10 protein-coding genes are annotated in these 12,719 nt (G+C 37.5%); all 10 read right to left on the bottom strand.

What is annotated here, in order from left to right; genetic code table 11:
• Window positions 1-121: 121 nt before the first annotated feature.
• A complete protein-coding gene (locus H3R21_RS07025; RefSeq protein WP_198184037.1) occupies window positions 122-655 on the bottom strand; it encodes a TetR/AcrR family transcriptional regulator in 534 nt (177 codons plus the stop codon).
• A gap of 234 nt (window positions 656-889) precedes the next feature.
• The gene (locus H3R21_RS07020) at window positions 890-2,251 is read right to left on the bottom strand and encodes a DEAD/DEAH box helicase (RefSeq protein WP_198184035.1); all 1,362 of its coding nucleotides are present in this window, start codon (window positions 2,249-2,251) and stop codon (window positions 890-892) included.
• Window positions 2,244-3,200, bottom strand: a complete 957-nt coding sequence (locus H3R21_RS07015) for a bifunctional oligoribonuclease/PAP phosphatase NrnA (RefSeq protein WP_198184033.1) — start codon at window positions 3,198-3,200, stop codon at window positions 2,244-2,246. Before H3R21_RS07015 ends, H3R21_RS07020 begins: the two co-directional genes overlap by 8 nt.
• Before the next feature lie 55 nt (window positions 3,201-3,255).
• Window positions 3,256-4,392: a DNA polymerase IV gene (gene dinB / locus H3R21_RS07010; protein ID WP_232352359.1), complete on the bottom strand. Its 1,137-nt coding sequence runs from the start codon at window positions 4,390-4,392 to the stop codon at window positions 3,256-3,258.
• Window positions 4,385-5,833, bottom strand: coding sequence for a glucose-6-phosphate dehydrogenase (gene zwf, locus H3R21_RS07005; RefSeq protein WP_198184029.1), 1,449 nt, complete (start codon window positions 5,831-5,833; stop codon window positions 4,385-4,387). Before zwf ends, dinB begins: the two co-directional genes overlap by 8 nt.
• A 120-nt stretch (window positions 5,834-5,953) precedes the next feature.
• Window positions 5,954-6,391, bottom strand: a complete 438-nt coding sequence (gene yajC, locus H3R21_RS07000; RefSeq protein ID WP_109715698.1) for a preprotein translocase subunit YajC — start codon at window positions 6,389-6,391, stop codon at window positions 5,954-5,956.
• 71 nt (window positions 6,392-6,462) lie between these two features.
• Window positions 6,463-7,479, bottom strand: a complete 1,017-nt coding sequence (gene ruvB, locus H3R21_RS06995; RefSeq protein ID WP_046307375.1) for a Holliday junction branch migration DNA helicase RuvB — start codon at window positions 7,477-7,479, stop codon at window positions 6,463-6,465.
• Window positions 7,480-7,514: 35 nt separating this feature from the next.
• Window positions 7,515-8,099: a Holliday junction branch migration protein RuvA gene (ruvA, locus tag H3R21_RS06990; RefSeq protein WP_074426260.1), complete on the bottom strand. Its 585-nt coding sequence runs from the start codon at window positions 8,097-8,099 to the stop codon at window positions 7,515-7,517.
• Window positions 8,100-8,102: 3 nt separating this feature from the next.
• On the bottom strand, window positions 8,103-9,986 hold the full coding sequence (mutL, locus tag H3R21_RS06985) for a DNA mismatch repair endonuclease MutL (protein WP_198184027.1): 1,884 nt from the start codon (window positions 9,984-9,986) through the stop codon (window positions 8,103-8,105).
• A gap of 2 nt (window positions 9,987-9,988) precedes the next feature.
• Window positions 9,989-12,568, bottom strand: a complete 2,580-nt coding sequence (mutS, locus tag H3R21_RS06980) for a DNA mismatch repair protein MutS (RefSeq protein WP_198184041.1) — start codon at window positions 12,566-12,568, stop codon at window positions 9,989-9,991.
• Window positions 12,569-12,719: the final 151 nt, after the last annotated feature.

Genomic DNA, 12,719 nt, shown 5'->3' with positions numbered 1-12,719 from the left:
TTTGTCGTTCAATCGCTCGAGCTGTTGTGCCCTGTGTCCTGACGACAGTTATTAATACTAGCAACTATTTCTCTTTTTGGCAAGTCTTTTTTTATAAAAAAAGAATGTTATTTCTAACATTCTAATTTAGGTGGCTACTTAGAGACACTTTTTTGGTTTTATTTATATTTTTAAGCAAGAGACCTATACATTGATAAACGTCTCGAATATCATGTTTGCATTCATTTAGGATCCAGTAGTACGTAATTGCATAGATTCCATTTGCAACTAGCTCTACCTGCCTAACCGAAAAAGCTCCTCGTGGCCTCATGTAATTTTCAATTGCGAGAGCAATTTCTTTTCGCAGAACATCGTAAAAGACTCGTGAGTCTTTCGAGATTAGGATTATGTTTAAGAAATAATATTTATTAGCTTTAACCTTTTCAAGCATTCTAAATATCATTGCCTCGATTGACTCTTTTTCCAAGCCGCGAAGAGTTCTTCGTACTTGTAAGACCATTACAGATGCGAATAAATCACAAATATTTCCGTAGCGCTGATAGAAAGAACCTCGTTCAATTCCAGCCTTTTTGCAAAAATCAATTACGGTGTATTTTCTGACAATACTCTTTGAAAGATCTCCCTTTAAAACCTCTTCAAACTTTATTGTAGCCATTCTTATTTCCTCCAAACTATCTTTTAATCAACTATCATTTTTAGTTCTATTTAATTGCTTCACCACACTTTTTTCTTATAATACAATAAACAAATATAGCAGTTAAACCGCTATCATACAAAACATTTATAAGGAATTGTTAATAATTATTCTCTATTTAGATAATATTCTTCTTATGCTTAATTGATGAAAAAGAAAAAAGCAAAAGCCGTTTTTAAGGCTTTTGCTTGAAATCTATGAGTTATTATCACGTTTTCGCTTGCGCTGTTGTTTTGCTTTGCGAATCTTATGACGCTGCTCAATTTTATTTTTTTGCGCTTTATCTTGTTGAATCACACGCTTAATTTTCTTTTTATAACCAGGCTTACGCTTCTTTTTGGCTTTTTTAACATAGCCATTGACCTTATTATCAACTGTGTATGAGTCTGAACTGCGTTCATTTCTACTGTGATAATGCTTACGTGGTACAAGTTCATCATTTTTAATTTCAACGAAATCAAAATGAATCCCCATTTTTTCTAATCCAGCAATTCGGTTCATTTCTTCAGCACGAATAAGAGTCACTGCATGACCAGAAAGTCCATTTCTACCTGTTCGACCAACACGGTGGACCACAAATTCCAAATCACGCGGTATCTCATAATTAACCACAAGACTTACGCCATCTATATCCAATCCACGTGCTGCTAAATCTGTCGCAACAACGTATTGGTATTGACCGTCATTTATTTCGCGAACAGTTCTTTTCCGCTCACGTTCAGTAATACCGCCGTGAATTTTAGCGACACGTAAACCCTGCTCCTGCAAAAAATTAGTCAATTCATCTACAGTTTGCTTGGTATTTGCAAAAACTAATGCTAAATAAGGCTGTCCCATGGTTAATAATTGGTACAGTATGCGCTTGCGATTTTTTCCACCAATATCAATCAAATCATTTTTGATTGTGGGTGAAATTACAGCAGGATTATCGATAACAATTTGCTCAGGTTGTGACATATACTTCCGCAAAAAGTTAGATAATTTCACTGGAATGGTTGCTGAAAAAGCTGCAAAAGTCACTGTCTTAGGTAACCTTTGAGCAATAAAATCAATATCAGCTAAAAAACCCATATCCAAAGTCATGTCTGCTTCATCAATGACAAAATTTTGCACGTGATCTAAAAATAAAATTTTCTTCTCGACAAAGTCATGTAATCGACCTGGTGTGGCAATTATAACTTGCGGATTGCGATTATTGATTTTTTTCATTTGCCGCTCACGGTCACTACCACCAGCAAAGTGAGCAATGGAAATATTCAGACCAGCAGCATCCCTCAATTGACGGGCTACCTGATAAAGCTGTTCAGATAACTCTCGACTAGGAGCAGTCAAAATTGCCTGCGGATATTCAAGTTTTTCATCAATTTCATTTAAAAGTGGCACCAAAAAAGCATGCGTTTTTCCTGAGCCAGTTACGGCTTGAACAACGACATTTTTGCGCTCCAGTAAAACAGGAATAACTTCTTCCTGTACTTTAGTTGGCTGACTAAAGTGTATTTTCTTTAAACCAGCACGTAATTCTGGCCTGATTTTTTCATTAGTAAAAATATTATTCATTTTTTTCGCAATATTCCTTAGTCACCTGAACTAGTTCAGCAAAAATTTGCTTAACTTCGTCCATGTCTTTAGCATTAGCTCCACTGGCTAAGGCGTGTCCGCCACCATCATGTTGGGCAGCAAGTTCGTTAATAATTGGACCTTTTGAACGATAATGCACTCTAAAAGTTCCATTTGGTTTTTCAACAAAAACATTCCAAGCAATAATGTCTTTAATTCTTCCAGGAGTTGATACAGTACATGATGCTTGATCAGAATCTACTCCTAGTTTTTCTAGTGCATCCCTTGTCAAAATCGCATATGCCGCGCCACTAGGATCAACCTTCATATATTCAAGCACTTCTGCTTGTAATTTGGCCTGCGCAAAAGTTACATCACTAATATTACGAGCAATTTGGTTAATGTTAATGCCTGTTGCTGTCAATTTTGCAACAACATTGAAGGTATGTTCTGATGTTTCTGGATACATAAAGCGACCAGTATCACCAACAATACCTGCATAAAGTGGGTATGCAACTTCTGCAGTGACAGGCAGATTTTCTTCAAATAAAAAGTCCGCAACAATTTGGGAAGCAGCTGGAGCTTCGTCATCAACAAAGCTCAAATCCGCATATGGTTCAACATCTGGGTGATGATCGATTTTAATTAAAAAGTCACCCTTACTGTACAGCTTATTAGATATTCTCGCAGTATTACCTGTATCAGTTGTAATAACTAATGCACCTTTGTAATCTGCCTCAGTAACTTCGTCCATGGTGTTAATCCAGGCCAAATCACCTTCATCATTTTCACCTGCACATAAAATTCTTTTGTCTGGGAATTTAAGTCTTAATGACCGTGCAAGTCCTGCCTGAGAACCTAGAGCGTCAGGGTCTGGGCTAGTGTGACGGTGCAAAATAATTGTCGAATATTGTTCGATTTTTTCATATATTTTTGGGAAAGTGTTCATTTCTTCTCCTTCTTGATCTCTTAAGTACTTTAACTAGTTTAACAGAAATAACACCCTAACTTGAAAATAAATTCAAGTCAACGTTTTCAAATTCTGCTTCAGTAAAATCAGTCGCCGTAATGCCTAATAGTCGTATTCCATCGCTTAAGAAACTGTCTGCAAGTGGTTCAAAAAGTTCTTTGGCTGCTTCGTAAAATTCAATTGTCTGATTGGTGGCATGTTCTAATTTGCTTCTTCTAGTAATTGTTTCAAATTCAGTATTACGAATTTTTAAAACAACTGTCCTAGCAAAAAAATTTCCATAGCTAAGTTTTTCTGCCAACTCACTAGCGTAATTTCTGAGATTAGTCAGGGCTACTTGCTTATCGTAAACGCATGGTTCATAACTACGCTCAATTCCAATTGACTTGCGATTGTATTCATCGTCTGGGATAACTCGCGATAAATCAATTCCATTTGCATGTTCTGCCATCAAATAACCCATTCGATTAAATTCTTTAATCAAATCTCGAACATGCGTCTGCTGCAAACCTTTACCCGTGGTTATATCCATTTCAGCTAATTTTTCCTCTGTTTTTGGTCCAATACCATGAAAATGTCCAATTTTTTGTGCAGCTAAAAATTCTTTTGCTTCACTGGGCAAAATTACTGTTCGTCCAAATGGCTTTGAATATTCTGAGCCCATTTTAGCTAGAAAACGATTGTAGGAAACTCCAAAAGAACAATTTAATTTTAATTCTCTGCGTACACGAGTCTGTAAATCAATGGCGAGTTGTACAGCTGATTTGATGCCTAATTTATTTTGAGTTACATCTAAATACGCTTCATCTAAAGCAATTGACTGAACACGGTCGGTCATTTCGTGCATCATTTTATGAACTTCAGCAGAAACAGAATAATATTTTTTATAATCCGGTTCCAAAAAAACCAATTTTTCGGCCGGAACTAGGCGAAAAGCCTTAATCGAAGGCATAGCAGAATGAACGCCATAACTTCTTGCAACATAATTAGCAGTTGAAACGACACCATGACCATTACTCTTACGTGGATCATGCCCGATTACGACAGCTTTATTTTTCAATTCAGGCTTATCGCGCATCTCCACTGATGCATAAAAAGCGTCCATGTCAATATGAATAATTTTACGAGAAGTATCGTTTTTAGGCAGCAGGCCATCGCTATAATCAGTCATAAATCCAGCGTTCAGTTGGCGAATCAAAGATATCGTTTGCAGCTTTTGGTCCCATTCGATAAGGCAAGTATTGTTCTGGCTCTTGACCATTTTCGTTATCTTTTTGCCAAGCTTCTTCAATTACATCAATGAATTTCCAGTAATTTTTCAATTCACTCCAATGCGTGAAATTGGTTGAATCATTAACAAAAACATCATGGAGCAAACGTTCATAACCATCTGGCACCTTGTCTTGCTCTTCTTTGGTAAATTGATAAGCCAAATTTTCACGTCTAATCCCAGGTGTATTGATTTTCTTACCGTTAATCGTAATATAAATTTGCATGTCAGGATCAATGATAATCGTTATATTATTTGAGTGCGCCTGACCGTATTGGTTAGACATGTGCTTCAGCACGATATCAATACGATTCTTTTTCTCGCGCATCTCTTTACCAGTTCTGAAGTAAATTGGCATTCCTGCTAACGGACCTTTACCAAACTTTACTTCACCTGCGACAAAAGTTTCCGTGTTTGAGTCTTCAGCAACATTAGGTTCTTGGCGATAACCAAAAGTCACATCACTTCCTAAATATTGTCCTCGTACAAAGTGTTTAGCAATTTCTGCTTCATTAGGAATAATTAAACTATCTAGCAATTCCTGTTTAGCTGCATGGATGCTTTTTGAGGATAAATCTTTTGGCTCTGGCATTGCTAGGAGAGTAATAATTTGAAAAATATGATTTTGTACCATATCACGCAATGCACCAGAGGTTTCATAGTAGCCGCCGCGCGCTTCGACACCTAAATGTTCTGCCAATGTTACTTGAATATTTTTGATTGTAGAATTGTTCCAAACATTTTTAATCAAAGGATTGGTTAATCTTAGTGGCAAGATGTTCTGAATCATTTCCTTACCAAGGTAATGATCAATGCGGAAAATATCGTCTTCATCAAATGAAGCGGTGATTTGCTTATTTAATTCCTCTGCACTAGTCAAGTCGCGTCCAAAAGGTTTTTCAACCACAATTCGATTAAAACCTGTACTGGTCAAATGTTGATCATTGATATGTTGAGCAATTTGACCAAAAAAGCGTGGTGCCATTGCCATATAAAAAATACGATTTCCTTGTGCACTATAGCGATCATCAAGTTCTTGAGCTAGATTTTTCAAAGTTTCATAATGCTCAACGTTTGTAACATCATGTGATTGATAGTAAAAATGACTTGCAAAAGTGGCTAGATCATTTTCGTTTACTTCACTATGGGTTTCATGAACAGCATCACTAACTTGTTCACGCAAATATTCATGAGACCATGGCCGACGAGCGGTACCAATTACAGCAAAGTTATCGTGAATTAAGCCTTGCTCATATAAATTGAACAAAGCGGGGTAGAGCTTTCGGTGGGCTAAGTCGCCACTACCACCAAAAATAATCATTACAACAGGAATATTTTTCATGAGAAGGTCCTTTCAAAGTATTATTGATCTTTACTTTTATTTTATATTACTTTTCAGTTAAACACAGCTTTTGATAATCATAAATAAAAAAAGTGCCTTACTGGGCACTTTTTATTATATCTATTCTTTAGGTGAAGATTCTTCATTTGACTTAGAAGGCTTGTCTTCTTCTGGCTTAGATGCTGGTTCTTCAACTTGTTTTTCAGAATCTGGCTTTTCAGCTTTTTCTTCAGTTGCTGGAGCTTCAGCAGATGCAGTTTTATCTGGCAAAATTTGTTGAACAGCCATGCGACTGAAAGTTAAATAAATACCATCTGCATCAATCACAACAGTTTTATCTTTAGTATCAACAGAATCAACTCTACCGTGCAAGCCATCAATCATGATAACGTTGTCGCCCTTTTTAAGTTCATTCATCATTTCCATTTTCTTTTGTTGTTGCTTCTTCTGTGGCTTAATCATTGTAAAGTACATTAAGGCTATCAAAACAATAAAGATAACAATTGTCCACATGCTACTCATGCCGTTATTAGCATTAGCTAAAAATAAAGTATTCACGTTTACACTCCTCAAATTAAAATTTCTAATTATCTAAAAATATATTATACAAAACATAAGCAACATTTGCACTATTCGTTCGGAACTGGCAATCCAAGCTGCAAATATGCTTTTTCAGTTACCATGCGCCCGCGCGGTGTCATCAATAAAAAACCGTGTTGTAATAAATATGGCTCATATAAAGACTCAATTGTTTCAACATCTTCACCAGTATTTGCGGCAATTGTTCGAACACCAACTGGTCCACCATGGTAACTCTCTATTATCACTCGCAAAATCTTGCGGTCGGTCTGGTCAAGTCCTTCATCATCAACTTGTAGTTGTTTAAGTGAGTCTCTAGTCGTCTCATAGGATATAACTTTTTCACCCTTTACTTGCGCAAAATCACGAACACGTCTTAATAAACGGTTGGCTACTCGAGGCGTGCCACGTGATCTTCTAGCAAGCTCATGAGCAGCTTGATCTCCTATTTTAATATTAAAAACTTCACTTGAACGTTGAATAATTTTCTGAAGTTCATCAACATCATAATATTGTAAATGTTCAACAATTCCAAAACGATCTCGCAAAGGGGCAGATAACTGTCCAGCCAGAGTTGTTGCACCTACTAAAGTAAAAGGTGGCAATGGCACATGAACAGCGTGAGTTGTTTGCCCTTCTCCAATTACAATGTCGACATAAAAGTCTTCCATGGCAGAATAAAGTACTTCCTCAATTGGCTTGGGCAAGCGATGAATTTCATCAATAAATAGAATATCTCCTGGATCAAGATCAGTTAATAGTGCAACTAAATCACCCGCCTTTTCAATTGCAGGACCACTGGTACTTTTTAAATTTACGCCAAGTTCATTTGCTATGACAAAAGCTAAAGTAGTTTTACCAAGGCCGGGGGGACCGTATAGCAAAACGTGATCCAGTGCCTCGTCCCTCTTTTTTGCTGCTTCAATGTAAACAGACATTTCCTTCTTAACCCTTGTTTGGCCTAAATATTCTTTAAGGTTTTGCGGGCGCAATGAAAACTCTGTCTGCTCTTCATTTTTTCCTTGAACTTCTCTTGAAACAATTGAATCATCTTCATTCATTACCATTTTCACTTCCTTTTTTGTTTAACTTATCACAGAAACTACTTCTTTAACAATAAAGCGAGTCCTTTTTTAATATATTGATCAGCCGATGTTTCCTTTTCAGCTGCCAAAGTAGGCGTGATTCGGTCAACTTCTTTCTTAGTGTAACCAAGTGCTAACAATGCTAGGAGTGCATCATTTAATTCAGGAGAAACTTCTTGATCAGCAAATTTGTCAATTTTCTGAACATAATCGCCAAGTTTTCCTTTTAAATCGAGGACAATTTGCGAAGCAGTCTTTTTGCCAACACCAGGGAACCGAGTAAGATATTTCACTTCTCCCTGTTCAATTGCTTCAGCAAGTGAGTTACTATCTTCAGCGGCCATTATTGCCAAGGCCGACTTTGGTCCTATCCCACTTACACTGAGTAGCTTCAAAAATAGTCCCTTATCATCTTCAGTTTGAAAGCCAAAAAGCGTTATTCCAGTGTCCCGAACGATTTGTTCAATAAAAACTCTCGCTTTCTGCCCCTCTTGATACGCAAATGGAGTGGGACTAAAAACTTTATAGCCCACGCCACCAACGTCAATTACAATGTAGTCTGGTTTCACCACAGTGATTACACCAGAAAGATATTCATACATTAACTATTCACCCTTTTTAAACATTTTCCGCAAATCATTTTCACGTAAACGCACAATTACAACGTTTCCTTTTGCATCATGATAAGGATCACTTATCTGGCGCAAGGTCGTTAAAATGTTGTTGCAATCAGCAGCGGATAATTTTTTACGTCCAGGAACTGCTCTTTGAGCTTGATCAGCAGCTATTCTCTTAACTAAATTTACATAATTATTTTGGTCAACATTCAAATAACTATCCAAAATTAATCTAATTGACTGTTCAAGATTACCTTCAATCCAAGTTGGATACGACCTTAAAATAAATGTATCTTGTCCGAATTCTTCCAGAAAAATGCCGATTTTTTCGATTTCCGGTAATTTATCTTTTATTTGAATAAAGTCTAGACTACCAAACTCTAAAATCTGTGGTGTCAATAATCCTTGTTGATTGATTTGTTGTGCGGACATTTCTGCCCTAATTTTTTCAAAAGAAATCAATCGTCTAGCTGCAACTTGATCAACCAAATATAAGTCATCCCCACTAGTAGCAATTAAGTATACACTAGTTTGTCCAACCAATTTTAGTTCTGGCAGGCTATTTGCTAAAACCTCATCGCCAGCTGAAATCACTTCTTCAGTCAGCTTTGATTTGGAAAAGGGTCTAAGTTGTACTTGCTTTGCAACATTTTCCTTCCAAGTTTTTGTAATAATGTAGCGATCATCTTCACGCGGTTCATTCAAATCAACATATTGCTGATTGTGCTCCTGGTGAATTTCAGTAGCAGGAGCTTCATGAACTTCGTCACTCGTTATTTCAGGTCTTTTAGTTTCAACGACGTTCTTATTAAGATTAAACTTTAACTGATCAATTCTGGTTTCTTCAGTCGAAGAATTTAAATTTTCAATCGCATCAGCCTGAACATCGTCAGCCAATAAAGTACTGCTGATTGCATTGGTAATTAAGCGACTTAGTTCAGTTTCCTTTGAAAGCCGAACCTCACGTTTCGTCGGGTGCACATTAACATCAACAAGTAACGGATCAACTTTTATTTTAACCACCGCTATTGGATAGTGCTTGGCGCTCAAATTTGTTCCATAGCCATCCATAACTGCTGTAGCCAATTGAAAATTACTAATATAGCGACCGTTAAGCAGGATTGAAATAAAATTGCGTGTTGATCTAGTCAGACCTGGTTTAGAAATTAGTCCTTCAATCTCAAAATCGTTATCAGTGCTCTGAAATGGCATCATTTTTTCAGCAATTGAACGGCCATAAACACTTGAAACAGTTTGCTTCAAGTTATCATTGCCAGCTGTTCTGAGCAATAAACGTCCTTCATTCATCAAAGTAATCGAAATCTCTGGATAGCCAAGAGCAATTCGATTAACAATATCAACGATTTTCATAATTTCTGTTCGCGGACTACGAAGGTATTTTAATCTAGCAGGTGTGTTAAAAAATAAATCTTTAACGGTTATTTGGGTCCCCTTAGTAGCCGCAGCATCTTCTTGACTTTTCTTTACGCCAGCAGAAAATTCCGCTTTAGTTCCAATGGTCCCCGTCGAATTAGTTAAAATTTCCACATGACTGACAGCGGCAATTGAGGCCAATGCTTCTCCCCGAAATCCAAGCGTTGCCACGTTAAATAAGTCGTGCTCATTGTTAATTTTACTAGTCGCATGTCTGGTAAAGGCAAGGTCAATCTGATCACTTGGAATACCTGAGCCATTGTCTTGAACAACAATTTGCTTCAAGCCAGCATCAACAAAGTCAATTCGAATGCGAGAACTGCCTGCATCAATCGCATTTTCAACTAATTCTTTAACTACACTTGCTGGTCGTTCAATCACTTCTCCAGCGGCTATCTGGTTGGATAAATTGACTGATAATTCGTGAATTTGACCCATGATTAGTCCTCATCCTTTAAGTCTTCTTGCCAGTTTTCAACTAGCTGCATTATTTGAAGCGGTGTTTGGTCAGCTAAATAGAGATTCGAAATTTCGTCTAAAACGTCTTTTTCTTTATCTGTTAACTTGCTTTCAGAATCAGCGGTCTCAACTGGATTTTCGCCTTCATCACTAGTAGCACTTGAGAACAAGTCAAGTTGAGCCGAAGATGGCCCCAGATCATTACCTTGTGCTTCTAAGCGATTGAGCAATTTTGTTGCTTGACGAAGAACTTTTCGTGGCAATCCTGCTAATTGAGCAACGTGAATACCATAACTTTGATCTGCTGGACCTGGCAAAATCTTATGTAAAAAGATTAACTTACCATTTTCTTCAGTTGCGCCAACGTGAATATTCTTCAAACGAGGCAAGGTCTGTTCAAGTGCAGTTAATTCATGGAAGTGCGTTGCAAATAAAACCTTGGCACCGACTTCATCATGTAAGTACTGCACAATTGCTCCTGCTAAGGCCATACCGTCATACGTCGCAGTCCCACGCCCAATTTCATCAAATAAAACCAAACTTCTTTTAGTTGCGTTTTGCAAAGCTTCATTTGCTTCGGTCATCTCAACCATAAAAGTACTTTGACCCGAAATCAGGTCGTCTGCTGCACCAATTCTTGTAAAAATTTGGTCAAAAATCGGTAAATCTGCGCTATCTGCTGGAACAAATGAACCGACCTGAGCCATAACTGCAATTAAAGCCATTTGTCTCATGTACGTACTCTTACCAGACATATTTGGTCCAGTAATAAGATAAATATCGGTGTCATTTGCCAATTTGATGTCATTTGGAATATAACTTCCCGATTTCATGACCTTTTCAACAACAGGATGACGGCCAAGAACAACTTTCACATCCTGATTATCTGTATGGAAACTTGGGCGACAATAATTATTTTCTTCCGCCACTTGCGCAAATGAACAAAAAACGTCAAGCTCCGCCACCTGTGCACCCAATTTTTGTAAAGCAGAAATATCTTTTTTAACTTCTTCACGTAATTTAACGAATAATTGATATTCAAGTTCTGTCGACTTGGTTTGAGCTTCCAAAATCAAATTTTCGTGTTCTTTTAGTTCTGGTGTAATATATCTTTCAGCATTAGTTAAGGTCTGCTTGCGTGTATAACGATCTAATGGCACCTTGCTCTTATTTGAATTGGTGACTTGAATATAATAGCCAAAGACCTTATTATAGCCAACTTTCAGATTATCAATTCCAGTTTTCTGACGCTCGGTCTGTTCCATCTCAGTTAGCCATTTTTTACCATTATTCATCGCATCTCGATAACGGTCTAGCTGACTGTCAACGCCTTCACGAATCAAGCCACCCTCTGTAGTCAAAATTGGCGGTTGTTCGACAATGGTTGAACTAATTAACTCGGCAACTCCTTTTAGTGGATCAATCTTTTGCGCAAAGTTCTGTAACACGGGGTTATCAGAATTTGCCAAAGAGGTCAAAATGTCTGGAACTGCTTGAAGTGAGTGTGCTAATTGCAGAATTTCACGGGCATTAACGTTGCCAAAGGCAATTCGTCCAATTAATCTTTCCAAGTCATAAACGCCTTTTAGCGAATCAATAACATTTTCGCGCGTGAAATAACCATCAAGAAGAGCTTGGACCATTTCCTGTCTATCAGTCAGCTCATTAACAGATAAAAGTGGGCGTGCAAGCCACTGCTTTAAAAGACGGCCTCCCATTGCCGTATGAGTTTTATCGAGCACCCAAAAGAGTGAACCCATTTTTTTGCCCGTTTTAGCTGAAGCAGTCAATTCCAAATTGTCACGAACAGTATGTGTCATTTGCAAATATTGACTAACTTCATAACTTTGAGCAATTTGTAAGTGTGCTAAGCTGCGACGCTGTGTTTGCAACAAGTAACCAACTAATTGCTTAACTGCTTCTTTTTCAGCCTCATTAGTTAAATTCTGTTGGACATATGAAACTTCAGCGTGATTACCAGTTAATTCAGCCGACTCTGAAACTGTAATATTAGCTTTATGCAAAAATTCACTGTCGCGGTCGCTTAAGTGTCCATTATAAACAACTTCTCTAGTTCGCAATGATAGTAGTTCATTTGAAACGGCCGCAAAAGTTTTTAAATGTGTAGTATAAATTTCACCTGTCGACAAGTCACTATAGGCCAAACCGAAGCTGTTTTTAGTAGTAACAACGGAAGTTAAATAGTTGGACTCCTTAGCCTCACTTGGCTTGTCGTTCATTAAAGTTCCTGGTGTAACTAGTTGAATAATACCTCGTTTGACCATTCCTTTAGCTTCTTTGGGATCTTCAAGCTGCTCACATAGCGCTACTTTATATCCTTTTTCTACCAAAGTATCCACGTAGGAATCAACAGCAACATGAGGAACACCCGCCATCGGAACTGGGTTCTCTGATTTATTTGATCGATTCGTTAAAGTTAATTCAAGTATCTGAGCACCCTTGACGGCATCGTCTTCAAATAATTCATAAAAATCCCCGACGCGATAAAAAAGGAAAGCATCGGGATATTGCTTTTTAATTTCGTGATATTGCTCCATCATCGGAGTTAAATTTGCTTTAGCCATTTGTTCCTCTTCTTCTTTTGCGTTACTGTTATCATTATACGCTAAACTATCTGTCAAAAGAAAAAAAGACCGCAACAAACGATCTCTTTTTTTACAAATATTTGATTGTGTAAACCAGTTTACTAAC

This window comes from Lactobacillus sp. W8172, assembly GCF_016102055.1.
GTDB lineage: Bacteria > Bacillota > Bacilli > Lactobacillales > Lactobacillaceae > Lactobacillus > Lactobacillus apis_A.
This window is presented reverse-complemented; position numbering and strand designations above follow the sequence as displayed.

Excerpts from the sequence above, each read along its gene's own strand:
- H3R21_RS07020 (WP_198184035.1), bottom strand. The coding sequence starts at position 2,251 with ATGAATAATATTTTTACTAATGAAAAAATCAGGCCAGAATTACGTGCT.
- dinB (WP_232352359.1), bottom strand. The coding sequence starts at position 4,392 with ATGACTGATTATAGCGATGGCCTGCTGCCTAAAAACGATACTTCTCGT.
- mutL (WP_198184027.1), bottom strand. The coding sequence starts at position 9,986 with ATGGGTCAAATTCACGAATTATCAGTCAATTTATCCAACCAGATAGCC.
- ruvB (WP_046307375.1), bottom strand. The coding sequence starts at position 7,479 with ATGGTAATGAATGAAGATGATTCAATTGTTTCAAGAGAAGTTCAAGGA.
- H3R21_RS07025 (WP_198184037.1), bottom strand. The coding sequence starts at position 655 with ATGGCTACAATAAAGTTTGAAGAGGTTTTAAAGGGAGATCTTTCAAAG.
- H3R21_RS07015 (WP_198184033.1), bottom strand. The coding sequence starts at position 3,200 with ATGAACACTTTCCCAAAAATATATGAAAAAATCGAACAATATTCGACA.
- mutS (WP_198184041.1), bottom strand. The coding sequence starts at position 12,568 with ATGATGGAGCAATATCACGAAATTAAAAAGCAATATCCCGATGCTTTC.
- ruvA (WP_074426260.1), bottom strand. The coding sequence starts at position 8,099 with ATGTATGAATATCTTTCTGGTGTAATCACTGTGGTGAAACCAGACTAC.
- zwf (WP_198184029.1), bottom strand. The coding sequence starts at position 5,833 with ATGAAAAATATTCCTGTTGTAATGATTATTTTTGGTGGTAGTGGCGAC.